We start from the raw sequence: 22,254 nt of genomic DNA, 5'->3' as shown, positions 1-22,254 counted from the left end.
GGCCGCGGACTATCGACGGAAATCAATCACGGCGAGGCAAGTGCAGCCAGCGTCCGCCCGATGACGGGCGTGAACTTGAAGCCGTGTCCCGAGAAACCGGCACCCACGACCACCGGCCCCGTGCGCTCGAGCACGAAGCGGGCATCGACGGTTGACGTGTAGGTGCAGGTGATCTCGTTGAACGTCGTCGCATCCACCCCGGGGAGCCACTCCCCCGCGTACCGGACGAGCGCAGCGGTCAGCGCAGCGTCGGGAACGAAACTGCGGCGGTCCGGATCGATTTCGGGCCCGGCGGCGTGCCAGCCGGCCTTGACCCCCTCCCCGGGTGTCAGCATGCCGTACACCGGGGCAGCGAACCACGCGGTTCGGGGATCGTCGGCGGCGGGGTGGTGGTTAAACCCGGGCCAGGAGGCCGACGGATCCAGGGGACGGAAGTGCGCAGGCTGCTCCTGCGTCACCCGCAACGTGGGGAGGGTCACCCCCTTCACTCCGGTAAGCGTTTTCGAGGTCCACGCGCCCGCCGTGCACACGAGCCGTCGCGCGTGGACCCGATGACTCCCGTCCGCATCCGTCACCGTGAAACGCACGTCGTCGTCACCGTGGACCTCGACATCGGCGACCGCCGCACTCCACGCGACGTCGGCGCCGGATGCCGCTGCTCCGCTCAGGAACGCCCGGACGGAGGCGTCGGCATCCAGGCGACCTGCACCGGGGTTGTGCAGCACCGGTCCATCGAAACGGAAGCCGGGCCACCGTGCCTCAGCGGCGGAGACGTCGAGCAGTTCCGCCTCGAAACCGCCCTCCGAGATGACGTCGCTCGCGGCCGCGAGATCCCGCCCGCGCCCGTGCGTGACGATACCGGTCGTCTCCAGGAGCGCGGTATCCGACTCTGCCTCCAGCTCGCGCCACAGCGTCCGTGCATCACGGAGCCACGCGAGATACTCGGGCTCGGTGTACGCGACGTTGAAGTTGCGGGAGGCCCCGTGCGACGCGCCGCGAATATGGCCAGGCTCGAATTGTTCGAACACCGCGACCTCGCGACCCGCCCGCGCAAGGTGCCAGGCGGTGGCCGCTCCCATGGCTCCGGCGCCGACCACGGCGACGTCGACGGTCCGCGCGCTCATCCGGCGACCGCGATCAGGGTCTTCGCAAAGCAACGCGATCCAGCGAAACGCACGTACGGAGGGAAGACAGGAATCGCCCGGTAACCGATGTTCTCGTAGAGCGCGACCGCCTCGGGCTGCCGGTCGCCGGTCTGCAGGATGAGCCGGCTCGCGCCGCGCACCGCTGCGAGCCGCTCCAGCTCGGCCATGAGCGCACGACTCGCCCCCCGCCCACGCGCGCGAGGATCGACATACACGCGCTTGACCTCGAGCTCGTCGCCGAGGGCGCGCAGGGCCGCATGCCCGACCGCCTCTCCCGCGTCGTCGAGCACGAGCACGACCTCCACGATCGTCGACGGGTCCACAGCGAAGTCGTCCGCGAGAGCCGCTGCAGTCTCGTCATCGAACGCAGCAAAGGTCTCGGCGTAACGGGGGCCGACCTCGGCATCCATCGCATCGCGCAGTACGACCGCCCGGTCGTCGGTCCACGCGACGTTCTCGATCGTCCATGCGCTCCGTACCGCCGTCATGATGCCAGTATCGCGACCGAGGCGACCACGGTCGCCGGCGCGGGAAACAACGGGTAACACAGCGTTTGAACATCGACACCGATCGGCGCAGAGTGTCCCGGTGACCTCCACCCCGATCCTCGACGTCTCGCACACGGACGCCGCCGTCCTCGACAACGCCGCCTGGCACTCGCTCGCGGGCCCGCATGCTCACTTCGCGATCGGTGGTGACCTCGTTCGGCGCTACCCCGTCGACGTCGCGCCGTTCGTCGCAGTCCGCACATGGGACGCACCCGGGACGTGGGACGCGCTGCGCGAACTCGTGGGACCCGGCGCGGAGGTCGGCCTCTCCGGCTACGAAGGCGAGCTCCCGGAAGGATGGGAGTACCTCGGGGGCGGCGACGGCGTGCAACTGGTCGAGACTGCAGCACTGCGGCCGCACCCGGACGACGAGGCGATCGAGCTCGGCGCTGACGACGCGGCCGACATGCTCGCAATCGTCGAGCGCAATCGACCCGGTCCTTTCCGCCCCCGCACGTACGAGCTGGGCCGGTACATCGGCATTCACCGGGCGAGGCGCCTGGTGGCCATGGCCGGCGAGCGTCTGCACCCGACGGGCTGGACCGAGATCAGCGCCGTGTCGGTCGATGCCGACCACCGCCGCCAGGGACTCGCCTCTCGCCTCGTGCTCGATATCGCCTTCCACATCCAGCAGCGCGGTGACCGCGCGCTGATGCACGCGGCCGTCACGAACACAGGCGCCATCGCCGCCTATGAGCGCCTCGGGTTCACGGTGCGCCGCCGTAACCGCTTCGCGTCGGTGCGGACACCCGCCTGACCTGAGCTCGTTCTCCGCGGGCGATGCCGGAAGAAATGACAGAGCTGATCGAACGACACAATCAGCTTGCAGCACGACGGTGACCGGGAGCGACCAACCGGCCGAACAGGCGCAACTAGAGCGAGCCGGCTTTCACGCGGATCAGCAGGCCAGCGAGCCACAGCCTTCAGCGCCAGTCGCGCGGGAAGGTTGTCGGATTTCCGTGTGACGCTCTCGAGGAGGCACCGGTCATCCCCGTGCGTTCGATCGCGACACCGGTGTCAGCCGGTCCGCCGTCGTCGATGGTTGCGGCGGTGACCTCGATAGCGGCCGAGCGCAGACCTGCGTTGTCGCCCCAGGGAAGGCAGAGTTCGTAGACCGCACGGCAAACCCCCGCGGCGGAACGCTCGGAGTCCACACCCGCCCTGACGACGATGCCATCCCCGTGCACCGAGATGTCGTCTCGAGGGGCCGCGCCCGTGACGACCCATCGCCGTTGCAACCGTGGACCGGAACTCCTTCGGCACCCGCCCTTCAAAGCGCGTCCCCTTCAACGCGGTGTGCCACTGGAGTCGGAAGTTGTCCGGGATTCGTGGCGTGAGCGTCGACGAGGGGAAGACGAGATCCGAGAACGATTCGACTCGCCGTCGGAGAAGCATCTTCCCCACGAAGGTGGGCAGGAATAGCCGTCGCCCGCCGCCAGTCTTGGTCTTGTTCTGAACGGTCCAGCGGCCTTCGCGGTTCTTCGCCATTGTCCGGTGGATGTCGACCGTGAACGGCTGGATCGTGAAGTCGACGTCCTCCCACATCAGTGCGAACACCTCGCCCGGCCGGCAGCCGGTGCCGAGGAAGAAGTCCACTGGATCGGCGAGGTCGGTCCCGCGACGGCGCCCTGATGCATCCAAGCCTGCGTCCCACCGAGCAAGGATCTCGCGAAGCTCGGCGACGTCGTCGAGCGAAAAGGTCACAACCTGGTGATCTGGCTCCTCGACGGGAGCGACCGACTTCATCGGATTGGCTTCGATGGCGTCATGCCTTGCTGCCATGGCGAACATCCCGGTGAGCAGGACGACGGCGATGCTCGCATTCGAGTATCCGTTGAGCCTTGTCGTCTGCTTGATGAATCGATCTAGCTTCGAGACCGAGGCCTCCCGAATCATCCAGCCGCCGAGATTCGGAATGACGTACTTGTCGAGCACAGTCTCGTATCGACGCAGGGTGGCGTTCGAGCGAGAGGTGTGGCCGAACTCGTCCCACCACACAATCGCAAGGTCTGCGAGGCGAGTGTCTGGTCCGAGCTCTCCGTCGCCGAGCGGCTTGATCCGATCCCGCATCGCCTCTCGGAGGAGCGCTTCCGCCTTCTGCTTCGTGCTACCGATGCGTTCGATCTGTCGTGTTCGGCCATCAACGTCGCGGTATCGGGCGCGCGCGGCCCAGCGGCCGTGCTCGAGCATGCGCGTCGAGACGGCTCCCCAGGTCTCGGAGACAAGCGGAGGACGCGACATGATCACCGACCCCCGTTCTCAATGCGCGAGCCGGTCAGCCCAGCTCCGCTGATGCGGGTCTTGGGTGCCAGCGCAGGAAACGGCGATCCGTCGAGGTCAGCGGAATCCCGCTCGGGACTACGCGTGACCCCAATCGTACGCGCGGCCCGCTGCGGCAGGCGAACGTCGTCGAGTCGCACGAACGGCGCGCACGCAGTCTCTGCGGTGAGCGCGGCAAGCCGGCCGATAGGCGTGAACGGGTCGGCGGAAATCACCCATCCGTCCGCGGAGTATCGACTGACGGTCTCAACACACTCTCTCTTTTCCTCGGAGCTGGGGCTGAGCGAACCGACCACTCCGATCAGTCCACCCTGCAGTTCAGGACCCATGCGTCTGGTGTCGATGATGTGTACCCGCATTCTGATCACTCCCCTGTGTCAACTGTTCTTGTTTGCCTTCCGGCGGAGAGATCGAGAGCGAGTGAGAGGGGCGCAGTGCCGGGAGCGTGGAATACCGGACCGAGCTTGCGAGGGAGGATATGCCGCGAAAGCCCGGCACGGAGAACCGGGAACGAGCTACGATCGGCCGACGGAAAGACAAACAAGCCGGGAAATTCAGTGCCGCCGCCCGGCGGCTCCGCGGTTGTTGTCGACGCACGTCAGAGACTCAGTCGATCTCCGACGCCCTCGACCAGTCTTTCTCCCACGGGATCGGCTGGCGCGAGTTGGCGGTGAAGCGTCGCCGTCAGCGTTCATCTTGACGAAAAATCAGATGCGCGGTCGAAACTGGCTAATGAATCGCCGCCTCGATCTCCTGCTGAGCGTCGAGGATCAAGGACTGCGAGATGGCTTCAATGGCCGGCCCGTTCCCGCGAATCTCCGCGACCAGGCGCCGGTGGAGGTCCAGCCCTCTCAGTACGACTTGCTCAAGCGGGAACTGCAGGGTCTCTCTCGTGCTCACTGCGGACGCTACCGGCGACATCAGCGAGCGGAACATATTGTTCGCACTGGATTCGAGGATGTGTGTGTGAAAGCGAACGTCCGCGGCCGCGAATGCGTGAAGGTCGCGTCGTTCGAAAGCGCTCTGCATCTCAGCGATGAATTCGTCTAGCCGGTCTGCCGCAGCGGCATCAGTCGCCTCCGCCATCAGTCGGCACGCGACAGGCTCGACCGCCAGTCTGAGGGCGAAGAGCTCCTCCACTTGATCCGCCCGGTCCGAACTGCGCAATCGCCAACGGATGACGTCAGGATCCATGTAGTCCCAGTATTCCGGCGGCGTGACGAGAGTGCCTTGCCGAGGCCGCGCCGTAATGAGGCCTTTGGCCTGCAGAACTCGGAAGACCTCCCGGAGCACAGCCCGCGAGACCTGGCGCTCGACACTCAACTCGTCCGGGTTCAATTTGTGCCCTGTAGCGAAGACACGTGTGATGATCTGCGTACCGAGCCATTCGAGGACGTCTCCGTGCAGGCCGGAGCCGCCCTGCTCGTATGATGGTGACAATTTCCCGCCTCAGGTCACCAACAACATACAAGAACCACTCGGCGCGATGAGGATCAGGTGCCTGTCGTGTCGCTCCGCAACCGTTCCGCCCGGAAGGCCACCGCTGACTGTGGGTTCAAAAGCGGCATGTGCAGGCCCACTTCACCCAGGAAGCGACCGCTGGCCTTGATGCCGGCGAGCATCCAGGTCGGCGGTGACTGTTCGGACCGGGAGCGGTCATCGCAGAGGATCGGCTCGATCCGGTACTGCGATTCGCCGTGCAGGCCCGGCAGCCTCACCGGGGAAGGGCTGTCACTGGTGGAGAGCTGAAGCGCGACGTATTGATAGATGGCCTCATCTTTGTTCGCGGATACGACGCCGTACAGCAGATGGTCCGGGTCGGGGCCGATGCCCCGAACGACGTCCCCTCCGTGGAGCAGGCCGCGGTACGCCTTGTGCATGCGGATCGCGTCGGACAGAGCAGCCTCGTCCTCGCTGGTGATGCCGCGGATGTCCAATTCGATGCCCATGTGATGCATCCAGCTCGCGCTGATCCGGAATGCGAGGTCGGCCAGCCTTCCGGTCGTGTGCGAGCGGGCCGAGCCGATGTGGCTTCCGATGCGTTCCGGAGGAAGAAGCTGCACGGCCCATCTTTGGATCGGATGCCGTTCAACGGGGTCGTTCGTGTCGGACACCCAGACCCGGTCTGTGCGGCTGCCGATTCCGAGGTCGATGCGGCCGCCTCCGGACGAGCAGTTCTCTATCTCCAAACCGGGGTGGTTCGCCCGGATGGCGTCGATCAGCCGATAGGCCGCCTCGACCTGCGCGTGGGACCTGGGCGCGGTTCCATCACCGATCTCGGTGCTGTCACGGTTGTAGTCCCACTTCAGGTAGTCGATCGCGTTTTCACTGAGCAGCCGGTCGAGTTGGTTGTAGATGTAGTCCCACGCGGCACGATTCGTCAGGTCGAGGAGCTGCTGGTTCCTCCACGGCAGGGGGAGCGTCGATCCGACCCGGCTGATCCACTCCGGATGGGCGCGAGCTAGCTCCGAATCAGGGCTCACCATCTCGGGTTCGACCCACAGTCCGAACTGCATTCCGAGGCCGTGGACCCGGCCGATGAGTGGTCCGAGTCCGTCGGGCCAGACCTCCGGGTCGACCGTCCAGTCCCCCAGTCCCGCCAGTTCATCGCGACGCCCCAGGAACCATCCGTCGTCGAGGACGAATCGCTCCGCACCGACGCGTGCGCCGGCTTCGGCGAGGTCGAGCAGCGCCTCCACATCGTGGTCGAAGTAGACCGCCTCCCAGCTGTTCACGGTCACCGGCCTGGGCCGGGTCGCTCTTCGGTTGGATCGGTCCCAGCGATGAAGCTGAGCGGCGACTCCGTCGAGGCCGTCCCGTGAATAGGACGCGAACAGCCACGGTGAGGTGTAGGCCTGGTTCTCGGCCAGAACGACATCGCCCTGCTCCAGGATTTCACCGGCCCCGATCACGTAACCGGCGAAAGGCGACTTCTCGACGTAGTGCTCGGCGTTGCCGCTCCAGGCGAGGTGCACACTCCACACCTCGCCATGCTGGAAGCCGAAACCCTGCGTGCCTGCGGCGAAGACGAGAGGGGCGTCGTGTCCTGTCCGTCCGTGATGCGTCGGCCGACTCCACTTGCCGGACTGCATCACGTGACGTTGCGGCTGAGCCTCTCGGCACCACCGGCCCGTCGTATCGAGCAGTTCGGTGGCGCGGTCGGGCAACGGCAGCGTCAGAAGGAGCTGATGAAGGTCGAGGGGCTGAGACGCTCTGTTGGCTAGCGTGTGACGCATGCGGACAAGTCCGGTGTCCTCCAGCCGAAGCTCGGTGGTGAGTTCGAGTTCGTGCTCGTCGTCGTGCTGGACAATAGTTGCAGCGGCGGCCCCGTCGACCGTCTCGGTCCGTGTTGTGAACCGTGCATGAATCTCGTTGCCGGCTCTGCCCGCGCGGAGTCCCGGGGTCGCCAGCCATCCGGAACCGGACTCAGGGACCAAGTGCTGCGGCACGCGGCCATTGAAGAAGGACTGAGGGACGGGGCCCGCAAGCTGGTCAGTCTCCGGGAGCGTGTCTCCAAGTGATGAACCCCAGTGCACGAACTCGGGTTTGCCGCCTGCCGTTGTGAGCAGTACGCTCACGCGGTCATTGGTGAGGTGGACGTAGTCGGATCGAGCCGGCATCAGGGCCTCGGTGGGTCGGTGGGCTCCTCGGACGACGCGCCGTTCCCGAGGTCACGCGTTTCCGTTCGGAAGATCCGCATGGATTGGCCGATGCTGCGCGAGAGCGCGGGCAGCCGGGAGGCACCGAACAGCAGCAGGACGACGGCGAAGAGGATGAGCAGGTGCCATCCGGTGAGATTGGCGAACATAGCGGTGTCCCTTCGTTAGTGCTCTCGCCTCACGGCGAGTGCTTCCTCGGCGATGTCGAAGAGTTCCGACGCCGACGACGCCGACTGGAGCGCCGAACCGACACCGAGAGCGATCGCCCCTGCGGCGAGGAATTCTGCGGCGTTACTCGCGTCGATGCCGCCGGTCGCGACGCAGGAGACTTGCGGAAATGGCCCCCTCATCTCCCGCATCCACCGCGACGAGAGGCTCGACGCGGGAAAGGCTTTCACGACCGTACATCCGGCCCGTAAGGCCGTCTGGAGCTCGGTTGCCGTAGCGACGCCGGGCAGATGTGGGACGCCGGCGCTGTTACTACCCACAAGCACGTCCAGGTCGAGCCCGGGAGCGACGGTGAAGGATGCACCGGCATCGACGACCCGCCGAAGCAGTTCGATATCGACGATCGTGCCCGCCCCGACGGCTTCGCCGCGTTCTGCCCCCTGGTCCAGCACTGCCTGAAAGGTAGTAAACGAAGCAGAATCCTGGACGGGGACCTCGACGATCCCGATCCCTCGATCCCATACCCTCTCCGCGATGGTCATCGCCTCCGATATGTCCATTCCCCGGAGTATCGCGACGAGAGGTCGTTGACGAAGGATGCCAGCGAAGCCGGCGGCTTCAGAAGTCACGGACTGTCCTTTCGGCATTGGCGGCCAGCTCGGCCGGGAGGGGCCCGAGATCACCCGGACTGGAGAGACTGGACGACGCAAGAAGGTGTCCGAAGCGGAGGCATGCGAAGATATCCTGCTCCGTGAGCATCCCGTGCAGGACACCGGCGGCGAAGGCGTCGCCTGCTCCGACGGGCTCGACGACCTCGACCGGGAGTGCCGGCTCGAAGCTGGACGACGAGGCCTGAAAGGCGGTCGCCCCGATCGAGCTGTCTTTCACGATGAGGATCTCCGGTCGGGCGAGCACGTCGCGCACGTCGTCGGGGGTCGCCGTGCTCCACAGCACGTGGGCTTCGTCCAGTCCGACGAAGACGATGTCGGCTTGATTCGCCAGCTCCGCCAGCGTCCCAGCCGCGTCCTCGGCTCGCCACAGGCCGGGCCGGAAGTTCACATCGAAGGAGACACGGGCATGCGCCGCATGGGCCTCCCGGATCACCGACTCGACCAGCCGTGCGCACGTTGCGGAGAGCGCGGGAGTGATTCCGCTCAGATGAACCAGGTCATGACGGAGGTAGCGGAAGTCCGCGAAGGTGTCGGGGCCCATGCGCGACGCAGCGGACCCGCTCCGGTAATAGTGCACTGCCGTGGAACCGCCGCTCGTCGGATCCTTGAAGTAGACGCCACTGGGCGCAAACCCATCCCGCTGGACATGCGCGGTGTAGACCCCGGCTGAACGGATCTCCGAGACGATCCGCTCACCGATGGGATCGTCGCCGACAGCGCTCAGCCAGATCGCGTGATGTCCAAGCATGGCGAGGTAGCTGGCCACCGTCGACTCGGCGCCTGCAACGGCCAGGGATGCGGCGGTGGCCTGGGCCAACGGGCCGATTGGTGACGGGGTTACCTGAAGCATGGCCTCCCCCAGGGTGATCACACGCCGATGGGTTTCAGCTGGCATGCTGCGCTCTCGATCGCCCCCGGAGCTCGACGACCTCCGCCACGCGCAGAGCACGGTCGTAGATCCGCAGCGCCCGCACTTCGCGACGTCCCCGCCCGTGGACGGAGAGCGGCCGAGCACTGTTGACATCTCGGAGGTCGTCGCTAAACCGGCCCCACCCATACGGGCGGGCGTCGCCGCCATCCTGCAGACGTCCGTCGACCATGAACAGGACGATCTTGGGCCCGCCGTCCACGATGACCCCGATATGCGTCTCCGCGCCCGCAGCAAGGGTGCCGGCGTCCGATGTCCATGAGCACTCCCTGCGGCCGTCCGACATGATGAAACGAAGCCGTCCTTCGTGCTCGATCTCCAGGCAAATCCCGCGGCCCGTCGAGTCGCGGTTGTCGACAAGTATCCGGCCGGGGGTCAGATCGTGTACTTCGATAGAGAGCGAGAGGGTGAATCCTGCTCTGGCGTCCTCGATCCTCCAGTTCCCCCGGCGCAGTTGGAAGGGCGTGACGGTGAACGCTGTCTCGTCCGCTCCGTCGACGTAGTCGAGGACGATGTCCTCCTCCAGGCGCTGCGAACGCCGGCCCCAGAGTCCCTGGATCAGCTCGTCGTCGATGTCGTGGATGCGCGCTGTGTGCTTCTCGGTCTCGGTGAGGGAGAACCGACCATCGAACTGGACGAGGTCCGGGTAGCTCATACTGACCTGCGGGTTGTCCGCGTAGATCGCGATCTCGGGCTCCGACCACTGGATGACGCCGTCCACTTCGATCCCGCCGCTCAGCCAGGCCGGGTTGCGGTAGGTGCCGAACCAGGTGTTGCTGTTGTTGTGGAACCAGAGCAGGTGTCGACCGTCCCCGCACGACCAGGCGAATGTCGCCGCCCGAGGGTTCTTGATCGGCCGCCCGGAGGCGAAGGTCGCCCATTCCGGCGTCGACCAGGTGTGTCCGCCGTCTCGGCTGGTCGCGCTCGCGACGTATCCCTTCTCGCTCCTGTAGACGCAATAGAGATCGCCGTTGCGGAGGCCGACGACCTTGTGCTCCTCGGCCACCTCGCCCTCAGGAGCCCGGAGCCCGAACTCACCATCGGGTAGCGTCTCCCAGGTGATCTTCGTCGGATCCTGCTCCGCCAGGATGTTGTCGCTACGGAGCAGGAAACCCTCGCTGGTCTTCTGGAACCCTTGGGACTCCTCGCGGAACTCACCGACCTTGGAAGCCGCGATGAAGACGCTCGTGCCGACGATCTCGGGCTTACCGACCGACCACCAGAACTGGACGTCGCCGCCGTAGGGGTTGCGACGGTCGATGTCGTAGGTGCGGATCGGGACATCGAAGCGGTTGGCCGACCAGGATCGTCCCTCATCGTCCGAGTACCGGAAGACCATGTCACCCAAGGTGTCGACGCGCGGGCTGCGCCCAGTGTCGGTGGGCACCTCGCGGATGTTCTTCGCGTTGTAGGTGTAGAACACGTAGATCCGGCCCGAAGACGTGACGAGCGGGACGGCCCAGGACGCCTCGGGGCCGTCGGCTGGCTCGATGTCGATCGGGTCCGACCAGGTGAAGCCGCGATCCGTACTCGTCCGGGCGATGATGCGTTGGGAGGAGTCTCCCTCGTGGGCGTCGGAGCTGGTCACGACGCATAGCCATGATCCCGATCGGGTCACCACGACGTAGGGCTGGTCGCTGTAGCCGTTCGCTTGGATCACGTGACCGTTCTCGATCAGTCGGGGGTCGTGACGTGCTCTCTGAGTGTCGTCGGGCAGCTGCGGCCCGGATGCGGTGGTCACCATTCTGCAAAGCTCCCGTCGAGGTGTCGCCAGATCGCGTTGTGCCAGTTGTGTGGCGACTGGGCGGCGCGGCGCACCTCCTTCTCGTCGATCTCGATCCCCAAGCCGGGGCCGAGCGGCCGTTCGATGTACCCGTCTGCAGTCGTGAAGACAGAGCGGTCGACCAGATAGTCGAGCAGGTCGGTCTGCACGTTGTAGTGGATCCCGAGGCTCTGCTCCTGGATGAGAAAATTCGGCGTGGCCACATCGACCTGGATGCACGCCGCGAGCGCGATGGGGCCGAGCGGGCAGTGCGGCGCGAGCGAGACGCCGTACGTCTCCGCGGCCGTCGCAATCCGCCTCACCTCGGAGATGCCTCCCGCGTGCGACAGGTCGGGTTGGGCGACAGCGATTCCTCCCGCAAGGACGTCGCGGAAGTCCCAGCGCGAGTAGAGCCGCTCGCCCGTCGCAATCGGGATGGGCGTCTCGTGCGCGATCTGGCCGATCAGGTGCGAGAGCTCGGGCACGACCGGCTCCTCGACGAACAGCGGGAAGAAGGGTTCGAGCAGCGGCAGCGCCCGCCGGGCCATGGCGGGTGAGTAGCGACCGTGGAAGTCGATCGCTATGTCCCGGGAGTCGCCGAGCACATCGCGGACCTCGGCGACCCGGTCCACCAGTCGGGAGAGCGAACGCGGGACATCGATCGCTGCAAGCTCCTCCGAACCGTTCATTTTGATGGCCGTCAGGCCTGCGACGACCTGGCGTTCGGCATCCGCCGCCAGGTCGCTCGGGCGATCGCCGCCGATCCAACCGTAGATGCGCACCCGGTCGCGAACTGGTCCGCCGAGGAGTTCGTAGACCGGCACACCGAGCCGCTTCCCTGCAATGTCCCAGAGGGCTTGGTCGATGCCGGCGACGGCGCTCGCGAACACCGGGCCGCCCCGGTAGAAGCCTCCCTTCGTCAGCACCTGCCAGGTGTCTTCGATCCTCGTCGGGTCCGAGCCGACGAGGAACTCGCTCAGCTCGGCCACGGCCGTCGCGACCGTCGCCGCCCGGCCTTCGACCACCGGCTCTCCCCAGCCGGTCAGGCCGTCGTCGGTCGTGATGGCCACGAAGAGCCATCGGGGCGCGACTTGGAAGGTCTCTACTCGTTCGATTCTCACTGTCTGATTCCTGTTGATCCTTCTAGACGATGGTCAGGGTGGCGATCTTCGCCTGCTGGTCAGTCGCGATGAGCACGTTGCTCCCCCCGACGCCGGTGAACGTGTTCCCGGACACGGTGAGCGAGTTCATCTGACTGAGCATCGAGCCGATGGGCGACTTGCCCCCGACCCAGACTCCCGAGAACGGGGTCGTGTCGATCGTGTTGCCGGTGATGGTGAATGTGCCTGCCGTCGTTCCCGCGTTCTCCCGGATGGAATGGATCGCGATCGCGCCCGGGGTGTAGGTATACGCACCGCTGCAGGCGTTGGTGACGGTGTTGTTGGTGATGTCGGCGGAGTACATCGGGTACTCCGGCGCCCTGCCCCAGAGATAGATGCCCGCCTGGCAGGTGTTGCTGATCGTGTTGCCGTCGATGAGGAGGTTGAAGCCGCTGCTGGCCAGGATCCCGGCGCCCTCCACCGACCCGTCGACGGTGTTGGAGTCCACGTGGACGAACTGGGCTTCGCGGAAGACCGCGCCGACCCAGCCGATTTGGATGCCGCCGTCGCGGTTGTTGTTCGCGGTGCAGCCGGTGACCCGCACCTGGCGGGAGCCTTCGATGTCGATGCCGTACATGTTGGCGTTCTCGCTGGTGACGTTGCCCACGTAGACCCCGGTGCACGTGTCGATCAGCAGGTTGGACCCGCTGGCACCGGTGAACGTGACATCGGTGACGGCGACGTCCTTGGCTCCCGTAATCTCGAGGAGCGCACGGATCCGGCGGAGGTCGGGGCGGTCAGGGAGGGTGAACGCTACGTTAGAGACCGAGCAACCCTGCCCTCCGATGATCCTGACCCCCTGGTCCTCCGCGCTGGAGCAGACGATGACGGAGGTCGCTCCGGCGCCGACGATGTGCACGTTGTCTCGCTCTTCGATTGCGAAGTGGTGCGTGATCTTCGTGTCTCGGAACGTGGAGTGGGCCGGGTCGACCTGCAGGAGGAATTGGCCGGCAGGAACCGAGATGATTCCTCCCGTCGCGGGCAAAGCGGCGAGCGCCGCTCGGAATGCGGGCGTGTCATCGTGGATGCCGTTGCCGACCGCTCCGTAGGACGTCACGGTGACGCTCGGAAGCCCGGTGGTGCTCTGCGGCTGCGGGTTCGCCCATGTGGTCTCGCTCGGCTCCGCCCGTCGCGGGGCGTAGGGGTCGCTGTACGGCGCAGAGGTCGATGTCGTGAACCCGGTCATATCACCGGTGACCGAACCCGTGACGCTCGGGAGGGTCGTGACGTAGTTGCCCCCGGAGGTGACCCCGGTCGCCGTGCCGGCGATCGCGACCGATGCCCCGGTGTTCTCCAGGATCCGGTTCTGACTGATATCGAGACCGGTGAGTGTGCTGTTCGACGGCACGTTCACGCCGACCCCGTCCGCAGCGTGGAGCTCGTTCCCGAACACCTCGATGTCGTTGCCGGTGACCCCGAGCCAGTTGGTGACTCCGATGGCGATGTCGTTGTCCTCCGACCCGCGGATGCTGTTGTTCTTGATGGTCAACGTGTCGACCTTGTTCAGGAACGCGACTGCACCGTGGTAGCCACCCCCGCTTGACAGATGACGATTGTCCGGACGCATCTCCATGCTCGATCGGACGAGTGTGTTGTGGAGCACCTGCGCGTCGATGAGGGTCGCCGGATTCGTGGTGCTGATGTCGCTCAGGATGGCAGCACCCGCACTGTTCTCGATCCAGTTGCAGTCGATGATGTGGTGCGAGCCACCGAGCGTCATCCCGCGTCCGTAGCACGCACTGATGACCGTGTTGCGGGTGAAGCGGACGTTCGGGATCGTGTTGCTGTCGGGGAAGAGCGTGCTGTCCTGGTAGTTGGCGAAGGCGTCATCGCCGACGGACTCGGCCCAGTTGTACGCGGCGACGCTGTTCTTGGCGCCACCGTAGTTGTAGGCGTCCGCAGCACCGTTCCTCAGCACGTTGTCCACCATCCAGCTGTTGCTGGCGTGCTGAAGCAGGACACCGGGCTGACAGTTGCCGATCGACATCCGCAGCACCTGCATCGACTCGGGCGTACGAACCAACAGGGCTGTGGCGGTGGTCGAGTGACGGAGCATGTTCAGAGGAATCCACTCGATCGCGAAGTCCCTCAGCGAGACGTCGGTGGAATTGACGAATTGCCAGCCGTTGCCGGAGGCGTACGCGGGTGCTTCCTGCCCATTTGTCGTCATCTTCGGACGGCGGAAGACCACGACGCTCCCTTCGCCCTCTCCGACGAAATGCACGTGCTGGATCGTCGACTGGTACCACCAGTTCGGGCTGCCTCCCGAAGGCGGCGGGAAGAGATAGCGGCCGATGGGCAGGTAGATGATTCCGCCACCGAGCGCGTTGACGGCCGCGATCGCACTGTCGAAGGCAGCCTTGTCCGAGGTCACGCCGTCGCCGGTGGCGCCGTGGTCCATGATGTTGACGACCGGCATGCTCTCGTAGTCGATGACGGGCATGCCGTCTAAGCCGGGCCGAGCATAGAACGACGCCGGGAGGTTCGCGATCGTGCCGCTCGGCGTCAGGTTCCCGATCGCTCCGGGAGTGGTCAGGCGCGGCCGGACAGGCAGTCCGAATGCGGCGCCGGATCCGCTGACGAGCGCGGCCGCGGCGCCTGCTGCGGCGGCAGCGCCGATCAACGTGCGGCGGGTGAGTTCAGGTGACATCGTGTACTCCGTTCTCAGTGCGGTGCATGGTCGGATGGTGCGATGGATGCCGCGCGCCAGGTCGTGGTGGGTCGCCATCCCAGTGCGGCGGTGGTCGGGGCGAAGTCGAGGAGGGACCGGTTCTCGTCGTCGGCGAGCGACGCGTCGAAGTCTGCTCGGACGGGAATGGACCAACGGTCGAGGAGCCGGCGGGTCGGCTCTGCAGAGCAGGTGTCCTCCGCCGAGAGGAGGTATGGCCCGGGATCCGTCGTGCGCGACCCGGCGGCGAGTCGGAACGCTCGTGCGCAGTCGTCGAGGTCCACGTAGGCGAAGAGCTCGCTCATCGTGCGGGGGAGACCGTCGAAATTCGGCGCTCTCCACGTCGTGTAATGGCCGGAGTCCGCGATAAACGGGGACCGGAGGATGACGACTTCGAGCGCCGTCGCACGGTGTGCGTACAGCAGGTACTCCTCGGCCAGGCGCTTCGAGATCTGGTAGGGACTGGCGGGATTGGCCGCCTGCTCGGCATCGACCGGTAACCGGTCGGGCTGGCCGACTCCTGTCACGCCGAGGGCGTTGATGCTGGATGCGTAGACGAAGCGCCCGCAGCCCGCGCGAACGGCGTGCTCGACGAGCTCAATTGTGCCGAGCACGTTCGACTTCAGGATCTCCGCGGGCGACCCCGCGCTGTCACTCGGAAGCGCCGCGAGGTGGATGACCCTGTCGATCCCGTCGACGGCAGCGGTCGCGTCGTCGGGATTGGTCAGGTCGCCGGTGATGTGGCCCGCGCGTTCTGATGCCACTCGGTCGAAGGTGCGGAACGGGACGCCGTTCGCCTCGAGCTGCCGCGTCACCGCGCGCCCCAGCCGGCCTTCGCTGCCGGTGATCAGCCAGGTCATGAGGCGTCCTCTGCCGGGGGGATCCAGTCCGCGAGCTCAGCGGCGACGCTGCTGTCCGCGCGCACGAACGCCGGGATGCCGTCCAGGGGCACGCGGATTCGGTTGTTCGTGGGGCCGACGACGCTCTCACCGGTCTGGAGGAAGAGCCACCGCCCCTCGGGGACGAACACGTCGCGCGTTTCGAGGCCGGGTTCGGTGAGTGGGGCGACGAGGAGGTCGGGGCCGAGGAGGTACTGGTCGTCGACCTCCCAGGCGCGCTCCTCTTCGGGGTGATGGAGGAAGAGCGCTCGCATCGCCGGCAGCCCGGAATCCGTCGCCTCCGCCATCACGCGATGAAGGTACGGGCGCAGCGATTCGCGGAGCTTGAGCAGTTTGGTCGCGACGGCGAGAACATCGTCCCCGAAACTCCAAACCTCGTTCGGTGCGCCGTGCTTGAGCTTTCCCGGGACATCGGGGACCCGATGGCCGTGAAGGCGCATGATCGGGCTGAATACCCCGAACTGCAGCCAGCGTGAGACGAGCTCACCCATGAACTCAGAGTCGTTGGTCGCGTCGCCGTGGAATCCGCCGATGTCGCTGCACCACCAGGCGATGCCGCTGAGCCCGGCGTTGATCCCCGCCGGGATCTGGGCGCGAAGGGAGGCGAACGTAGACGGGACGTCCCCCGACCACAGGGCGACGCCGTATCGCTGCGTGCCGTGCCACGCCGACCGTGTCAGGTTGAGGGCGTCTCGCGGGTTCTCCCCGGTCATTCCGTCGCTGAAGGCGAGCGCGTTCCAATGCGGGTAGAGATTACCGACCGCATCCGCGCGGCCGGCCGCGTAATCCCATTGCGCGTGCTCCTGCGGAACGATCTCGGGTTCGCACGCGTCGAGCCAGAAGCTCTCGATGCCGTGGCGGCGGTAGCCGTGCGTGACGGCGTCCCAGACGAATGCGCGCGCCTTCGGGTTGCTCGGGTCGTAGAAGTGCAGGAAGGCCGGTCCGTCTTGCCCCGTGTCGAGGAATCGTGCCCCGACGCCCAAGCCCTCTGACTGGGTCATCAGGAATCCGGAGCGGTCCATCGTGCGGAAGTTGTCACTGTTTTCGTTCACCGCCGGCCACACGGAGACGATCGGTTCGACGCCGAGGTCGCGCAGCTCGGCGACCATCGCCGCCGGGTCCGGCCAGAGACTCCGATCGAACGACCAGTCGCCGAAGAAGTTCCAGTGGAAATAGTCGATCACGATGGAGGACAACGGAAGACCGCGCCCGAGGTGCTCGCGGGCGATCGCGAGCACCTCCTCCTGCGAGGAGTACCTGAGGCGGGATTGGAAGAAGCCGGAGGCCCAGTCCGGGAATCGAGGCGCGCGCCCGACCAGCCCGGTGTAGCGGGCGAGCACATCGGCCGGAGAGGTCCCCGCGATCACGATGTAGTCGAGCTGTTCGGAGTTCTGTGCCGACCACTGGGTGCGGTTTCGGCCGAGCTCGACGCGGCCGGGACTCGGATCGTTCCAGAGGAAACCGTAGCCGCGGTTCGACAGCAGGAAGGGGATCGTCACGTTCGAGTTGTGCTGGATGAGGTCGATGACGGCGCCCTTCTGGTCCAGGAGGCCGTGCTGCTGCTGCCCCAGACCGAAGAACCGCTCCGCCGCGTTGGCTGTGAAACGCACATCCAGCCGCGTTGCGCCGCCTTCGCGGCGGCTGTATCGCGGCGGTGTCGATGCAAGCCTCTGCGGATCCTCCGCGAGCAAGGTGCGGTCATCGACGGTGGAGGCGAACACGAGATCGCCCCGGGCGTCGATCGTGACCCGGAGCTGCCCGTTCTCCAGCACGACGCTGTCGCCATCGGAGCGGACGACGGCGTCCGTCTCGGGCGGCCGCTCGTGCTCGAGGCCGCCGAGACGTTTCTCGTCGATCGTCCCCCGCCGGGTCGAGCGCACGCGGATGGCGTCCGCTCCCCATGGCTCGACCCGCAGCGTCTCACCACGGAGGCGGCGCTCGATGACGGTTGGATTCTTCTCGTTCACGGCTAACCCTTCAGTCCGCTGAAGCCGACACCCTGCACGACCTGGCGTTGGAAGACGATGAAGACGATCAGCGGTGGGATCGTGGAGATCAGCATCCCGGCGAGCAGCAAGGCCTGGTCGGCGTTCTGGGCGAGCCGCGGCAGGGCCACCGACAGCGGCTGCCTGGTGGGATCGCTCATGGCGATCAGCGGCCAGATAAAGTCCTTCCACGCACCGATCAGCGACAGCAGCCCGATGGCGAACATCATGGGTCGCGAGAGCGGCATGGCGATCTGCCAAAGCATGCGGAGTGAGCTCGCGCCGTCGACGGAGGCGGCCTCGAAGAGCTCGCGCGGGAGGGTGTCGAAGAACTGCTTGGCGATGAGCACGTTGAACGCATGGGCTCCGGCGGGGAGCCAGATCGCCCACGGCGTGTTGGCGATGTTCACGTGGAGGCCGGGGAGGTCGATGATCGTGAGGTAGAGCGCGACGAGCGAAACAGTTCCGGGGACGAACAGCGTCGCGAGGATCGCGCCATAGACGACCGGGCCGAAGCGCGGACGCAGCACGGAGAGCGCGAAGCCTGCGGTGACCGCGACGAGGACCTGCGTCAAGGCGGCGCCGACCGCGTAGACGACGGTGTTGAGCAGGTAGTGACCGATGTCGAGCTGGGTCCACGCGTCGCTGAGGTTCGACCATTGGGTTACCGCGGGCCAGAGTGCCGCAGGATTTCGGAGGAGCTCCTGCGTGCCGGAGAGTGCCCCTTTGAACAGCCACCAGAGCGGTCCGATCCCCGCGAGGGCGACGAGGAGTAGGAGCACGCCCTGCGTCACCCGCACCCCGATGCGAACACCGGGCCGACGAAGATCCGCGGGCGAGATGACGCTGCGCGCGGCGGTCTCACGGTCCCTCGAACCACGGCGTCGTCGTGGTGCGACCGGTACAGGAAGTTGGGTATCGACGGTCATCAGTTCTTGCTCCAAGAGCGCGTGAGGCGGAGATAGACGGCGGAGATGATCCCGAGGGCGATGGCAAGGAGCACGCTCAAGGCGGTCGCGTAACCGAAGTCGCCGTTAAGGAACGCAGCCCGGTAGATCAGCATCAGGATCGTGACGGTGGAGTTCTCCGGGCCCCCATCGGTCATCACGTACGGTTCGGTGAAGATCTGCAGAGTTCCGATGATCTGCAGAAGCAGGAGGATGAGCATGATCCCTCTGAGCTGCGGCAGGGTGATGTGCCAGACGCGGCGCCAGATGGACGCTCCGTCGACCTCCGCCGCCTCGTACAGCTCGGGGGCGACGCCCGACAGAGCGGCAAGGAACAGCAGGACGGTACTGCCGGCTCCGGCCCACACGATGAGGACGACCAGGCTCGGAAGGGCGGTCGCCTGAGACTGCAGCCAGGGGAGCGGGCCGAGTCCGAACGTCGCGAGGACGGTGTTGAAGAGACCGTTGTCGGGGTCGTAGAAGAACTTCCACAGCAGCACGGACACCACCGGGGGAATGATCACGGGGATGTAGACGAGAACTCGGAACGCACCACCGAGCCGCCTCAATTCGAACATGATGATGGCCAGCAGGAGTGGGAGCGGAAACCCGATCAGAACCGACAGCGCCCCGAACTTGAGCGTGTTGACGATTGCGGTGAGCAGCATCGGATCCGCGAAGACGTGCGCGAAGTTGTCCAAGCCCACCCACTTCGGTGGGTCGACCAGGTTGTTGTACTGGAGGCTCAGGAGCAGGCTGCGAAGGATGGGCCACCAGGAGAAGACGCCGAAGAGCACGAGCGCCGGTAGCAGGAAGAGCAGCGCGCTCAGGTCACGCCGCCAGCGACGTGGCCGCCTCGTCCGCCGGGTGGCGAGTGCTGACGGCTTGGGGGCCCCTCCTGGGGAGGCCGCCGGCGGCGTGGCCACCGGCGCCTCCCCTAGGGTGTCGATGTTCACGGTCACTGCTGCGCTTGCGCGACAGCCTGCTCGGCGGCGGACTGCGCCTTCTTCAGCTCGGTCTCCGGATCGGCGTCCTGACGGGTCAGGACCGCCTGCATCACCGGATCGAGCGCCTGGTAGACGAGTTGGGCTGCCACCGGTGGTTCGGCCTTGAGCTTGAGTTTCGCCGTTCCATTGATGAACGGCTCGAAGTTCGCTGTCTTGATCGTGACGTAGGGCTTGATCGCCGCGGCGATCTTGTCCTGCGTCGCGGTGTTGAACAGCGGGACCGCCGGGATACCCACGGGGATCTTCGCGGCCGCGTTCGTCTTCGCCACGGTCGCGGCCGCCTTGGTGTCGTACTGCGGGCGGAGCCAGTGGTAGTCGATCCACTTGACCGCGGCGGCGGTCTGGGCCTTCGTAGCCTTGGCGTTGACCATGGCGACGCTTCCACCGGCGAGCGTGGTGTTGCCGCCGGCCTGCGGGTACGCCGTGATGCCGAAAGCGTTCGGGTCGCCCTGGTACTGCTGAATGTAATTCGTGTAGTAATCGGGCGCCGAGATGATCATCGCGTACTTCCCGGCAGCGAACCCGCTGTTGATGTCGTCGTAGCCGAGCAACGCGTTCGCGCTCATCGACTTGTCCTTCCAGCGCATCGTTTTGAGCTGGTCGAGGTACGAAACGGCGTCGGGGTTATCCACTTGGACGGAGTACTTGCCACCCTTGCCGAGAGTCTCCATGGTCCCGCCATAGGAGTATGTGCCCGCAGTCAAGTGCCAGCCGCCGGAACTCTTGGCGGTCATCTCCGCGAAGCCGGGAACGCCGGTCGCTTCGGTGATCTTCTTGGCGGCAGCCTCGACCTGCTTCCAGGTCGTCGGCGGCTTGTCCGGGTCGAGCCCGGCCTTGGTGAAGAGGTCACGATTGTAGGCCAAACCGAGCGCGTACTCCGCGGTCGGGATGCCGTACAGCTTTCCGTTGCTCTTCAGCGGCTCGAGCACCTTCGAGTTGAACTGCTTCGACGCGGAGAGCTGAGCGAAGTCGTCGGTGAGGTCGGCCACCTGCTTGCGGGCGATGAGCCCGGGCGGATCGGTGAGCGGCACCCAGAGCAGAGTGGGTGCCGTTCCCCCCGCGAGTTCGGTGACGTACGACTGCGCGTTCCACTTCTCGTCCGTCGGCGTGACGGTGATGTTCGGGTTCGCCTTCTCGAAGGCCGCGATGTCGTCCATGAAGGCTTGCCGGGCGGCCGGCTTGGTGGTGGCGGGGATTCCCATCACCGTGATCGTCACCGGTCCGGCCGACGTGCTCGTGTCGGTGCTGCCCGACGCGGTGCATGCGGAGAGCGCCAGCCCGACGGCTGCGGTAGCAGCGACTGCCGCTCCCCATCTGAGGTTCATCTTCATCGATTGCTCCTGTTGTGTGCGGTATGTGGTGCTCGGGTGTTAGTGCTGCGCCGGGAAGACGACGTTGCGAAACGGGAGGCCGTCTCGCAACGCCGCGATGTTCGCGGCGACGTCTTTCATGCGGTTGCGGAAGACATCGGTCGTCACCCCGGAGGTGTGCGGCGTGAGGAGGACGTTCTGAAGTTCGCCGAACGGCAACCGTGAGGGTTCTCCCTGGTTGCCGTGGGTGGGGTACTGCCACCAGACGTCGATCGCGGCGCCGCGGATAGTCTGGCTCTCAAGGGCCAGGTACAACGCTTCTTCATCGACGATCGGGCCGCGTGCCACGTTGATCAGCACGGAACTGGAAGGCATCGCGGCGAGTTCCTCCCGCCCGATCAGCTTCGTTGTGGCCTCGGTGAGGGGGACCGTGACCACGACGAAGTCCGAAATGCGCAAAAGGTACGGAAGCTGATCGAGCGTCCCCACCCAGTCGGCTTCCGAAGAGGGAGTGGCTTGCGGGGAGCGGCGCACGACGGCGACGCGCATGCCCAGGGCTCGGGCGACGCGTCCGACCTCGCTGCCGATCTCGCCGAACCCGATGATTCCGACGGTTCGGCCGGCCAACGTCTCATGCACAGGCGATCCCGGGTCCTGGAACACGGACAGCCACGTCCCTTCCCGAAGAGCCCTGTCCTCCGCGAGAAGGCTACGGGAGAAGACGAGCATGCACATCAGGCAGTACTCCGCGATCGCACGCCCGTGATGCGATGTGTTGGCCACGGTGACTCCGCGCGGGACGGCCGACAGGTCGATTCCCTCGAAGCCCGCCCCGGCGACCTGGATGAGCCGGAGTGCCGGGCGCCGGTGGATCTGATCGGAGTTCAGGCGAGACCCGACGAAGACGTCGGCATCGGTCGTCGCTTCGTCGATGTGCTCGGGCCGATCGAGGAACTCCCACGTCACGCCCGCACCGAGTTCGGCGCGCAGCTCAGCGGCCAGGCGCACCTGCATGGGGTCTGCGACGACAACGTGCAACGGGTTCTCCTCATCGAGTCGGACTGCGAATAATCTGATTATTATGATTTAATGATCGAGCGTCAACTGTTCGAGAGAT

At 66.0% G+C, this 22,254-nt stretch carries 18 protein-coding genes; 1 reads left to right on the top strand and 17 read right to left on the bottom strand.

What is annotated here, in order from left to right:
- Positions 1-26 precede the first annotated feature (26 nt).
- The gene (locus tag ASF88_RS19435; RefSeq protein ID WP_055922761.1) at positions 27-1,124 is read right to left on the bottom strand and encodes an FAD-dependent oxidoreductase; all 1,098 of its coding nucleotides are present in this window, start codon (positions 1,122-1,124) and stop codon (positions 27-29) included.
- Positions 1,121-1,633: a GNAT family N-acetyltransferase gene (locus ASF88_RS19430; protein WP_055922758.1), complete on the bottom strand. Its 513-nt coding sequence runs from the start codon at positions 1,631-1,633 to the stop codon at positions 1,121-1,123. The genes ASF88_RS19435 and ASF88_RS19430 overlap by 4 nt, the downstream gene beginning before the upstream one ends.
- A gap of 100 nt (positions 1,634-1,733) precedes the next feature.
- Here ASF88_RS19430 and ASF88_RS19425 point away from each other — a divergent pair, with 100 nt between their 5' ends.
- Positions 1,734-2,450: a GNAT family N-acetyltransferase gene (locus tag ASF88_RS19425; protein ID WP_055922754.1), complete on the top strand. Its 717-nt coding sequence runs from the start codon at positions 1,734-1,736 to the stop codon at positions 2,448-2,450.
- A gap of 260 nt (positions 2,451-2,710) precedes the next feature.
- Here the strand turns inward: ASF88_RS19425 and ASF88_RS19420 are convergent, their stop codons facing one another.
- The 15 genes from ASF88_RS19420 to ASF88_RS19350 all read right to left on the bottom strand — a co-directional run bounded on the left by ASF88_RS19420 (position 2,711) and on the right by ASF88_RS19350 (position 22,175).
- On the bottom strand, positions 2,711-3,940 hold the full coding sequence (locus tag ASF88_RS19420; protein WP_055922751.1) for a tyrosine-type recombinase/integrase: 1,230 nt from the start codon (positions 3,938-3,940) through the stop codon (positions 2,711-2,713).
- 762 nt (positions 3,941-4,702) lie between these two features.
- On the bottom strand, positions 4,703-5,413 hold the full coding sequence (locus tag ASF88_RS19415; RefSeq protein WP_082519076.1) for a FadR/GntR family transcriptional regulator: 711 nt from the start codon (positions 5,411-5,413) through the stop codon (positions 4,703-4,705).
- A 53-nt stretch (positions 5,414-5,466) separates the two neighbouring features.
- On the bottom strand, positions 5,467-7,551 hold the full coding sequence (locus ASF88_RS19410; RefSeq protein ID WP_162242598.1) for an alpha-galactosidase: 2,085 nt from the start codon (positions 7,549-7,551) through the stop codon (positions 5,467-5,469).
- Positions 7,552-7,592: 41 nt separating this feature from the next.
- The gene (locus ASF88_RS19405; RefSeq protein WP_055922744.1) at positions 7,593-7,781 is read right to left on the bottom strand and encodes a twin-arginine translocase TatA/TatE family subunit; all 189 of its coding nucleotides are present in this window, start codon (positions 7,779-7,781) and stop codon (positions 7,593-7,595) included.
- 15 nt (positions 7,782-7,796) lie between these two features.
- Complete coding sequence (locus tag ASF88_RS19400; RefSeq protein WP_235493569.1) at positions 7,797-8,429, bottom strand: bifunctional 4-hydroxy-2-oxoglutarate aldolase/2-dehydro-3-deoxy-phosphogluconate aldolase; 633 nt, start codon at positions 8,427-8,429, stop codon at positions 7,797-7,799.
- Entirely contained in the window at positions 8,419-9,366 is a 948-nt protein-coding gene (locus tag ASF88_RS19395; protein ID WP_055922738.1) for a sugar kinase, read from the bottom strand. The genes ASF88_RS19400 and ASF88_RS19395 overlap by 11 nt, the downstream gene beginning before the upstream one ends.
- Complete coding sequence (locus ASF88_RS19390) at positions 9,356-11,143, bottom strand: exo-alpha-sialidase (protein WP_055922735.1); 1,788 nt, start codon at positions 11,141-11,143, stop codon at positions 9,356-9,358. Before ASF88_RS19390 ends, ASF88_RS19395 begins: the two co-directional genes overlap by 11 nt.
- The gene (gene dgoD / locus ASF88_RS19385) at positions 11,137-12,231 is read right to left on the bottom strand and encodes a galactonate dehydratase (protein WP_442915039.1); all 1,095 of its coding nucleotides are present in this window, start codon (positions 12,229-12,231) and stop codon (positions 11,137-11,139) included. Before dgoD ends, ASF88_RS19390 begins: the two co-directional genes overlap by 7 nt.
- A gap of 73 nt (positions 12,232-12,304) precedes the next feature.
- Complete coding sequence (locus ASF88_RS19380) at positions 12,305-14,971, bottom strand: glycosyl hydrolase family 28-related protein (RefSeq protein ID WP_055922730.1); 2,667 nt, start codon at positions 14,969-14,971, stop codon at positions 12,305-12,307.
- A 14-nt stretch (positions 14,972-14,985) separates the two neighbouring features.
- Complete coding sequence (locus ASF88_RS19375; RefSeq protein ID WP_055922727.1) at positions 14,986-15,849, bottom strand: NAD-dependent epimerase/dehydratase family protein; 864 nt, start codon at positions 15,847-15,849, stop codon at positions 14,986-14,988.
- Positions 15,846-17,855 carry a glycoside hydrolase family 31 protein gene (locus ASF88_RS19370; RefSeq protein WP_055922724.1) on the bottom strand — a complete coding sequence of 670 codons (2,010 nt, stop codon included), beginning with the start codon at positions 17,853-17,855 and terminating at the stop codon, positions 15,846-15,848. Before ASF88_RS19370 ends, ASF88_RS19375 begins: the two co-directional genes overlap by 4 nt.
- Positions 17,856-17,857: 2 nt before the next feature.
- Positions 17,858-18,655: a carbohydrate ABC transporter permease gene (locus ASF88_RS19365; protein WP_235493568.1), complete on the bottom strand. Its 798-nt coding sequence runs from the start codon at positions 18,653-18,655 to the stop codon at positions 17,858-17,860.
- Between the two features lie 146 nt (positions 18,656-18,801).
- Entirely contained in the window at positions 18,802-19,770 is a 969-nt protein-coding gene (locus tag ASF88_RS19360; protein WP_200935342.1) for a carbohydrate ABC transporter permease, read from the bottom strand.
- Between the two features lie 8 nt (positions 19,771-19,778).
- Positions 19,779-21,158, bottom strand: coding sequence for an ABC transporter substrate-binding protein (locus ASF88_RS19355; RefSeq protein ID WP_055922721.1), 1,380 nt, complete (start codon positions 21,156-21,158; stop codon positions 19,779-19,781).
- Between the two features lie 39 nt (positions 21,159-21,197).
- Positions 21,198-22,175 (bottom strand): 2-hydroxyacid dehydrogenase, encoded by a 978-nt coding sequence (locus ASF88_RS19350; RefSeq protein ID WP_157498439.1) that lies wholly within the window; start codon positions 22,173-22,175, stop codon positions 21,198-21,200.
- Positions 22,176-22,254 lie beyond the last annotated feature (79 nt).

This window comes from Leifsonia sp. Leaf336 (genome assembly GCF_001423695.1).
GTDB lineage: Bacteria > Actinomycetota > Actinomycetes > Actinomycetales > Microbacteriaceae > Leifsonia.
This window is presented reverse-complemented; position numbering and strand designations above follow the sequence as displayed.

What these genes read in the sequence shown, in the direction of transcription:
- ASF88_RS19390 (WP_055922735.1), bottom strand. Translation starts at nt 11,143, where the DNA reads ATGGTGACCACCGCATCCGGGCCGCAGCTGCCCGACGACACTCAGAGA.
- ASF88_RS19435 (WP_055922761.1), bottom strand. Translation starts at nt 1,124, where the DNA reads ATGAGCGCGCGGACCGTCGACGTCGCCGTGGTCGGCGCCGGAGCCATG.
- ASF88_RS19405 (WP_055922744.1), bottom strand. Translation starts at nt 7,781, where the DNA reads ATGTTCGCCAATCTCACCGGATGGCACCTGCTCATCCTCTTCGCCGTC.
- ASF88_RS19375 (WP_055922727.1), bottom strand. Translation starts at nt 15,849, where the DNA reads ATGACCTGGCTGATCACCGGCAGCGAAGGCCGGCTGGGGCGCGCGGTG.
- ASF88_RS19430 (WP_055922758.1), bottom strand. Translation starts at nt 1,633, where the DNA reads ATGACGGCGGTACGGAGCGCATGGACGATCGAGAACGTCGCGTGGACC.
- ASF88_RS19380 (WP_055922730.1), bottom strand. Translation starts at nt 14,971, where the DNA reads ATGTCACCTGAACTCACCCGCCGCACGTTGATCGGCGCTGCCGCCGCA.
- ASF88_RS19395 (WP_055922738.1), bottom strand. Translation starts at nt 9,366, where the DNA reads ATGCCAGCTGAAACCCATCGGCGTGTGATCACCCTGGGGGAGGCCATG.
- ASF88_RS19355 (WP_055922721.1), bottom strand. Translation starts at nt 21,158, where the DNA reads ATGAAGATGAACCTCAGATGGGGAGCGGCAGTCGCTGCTACCGCAGCC.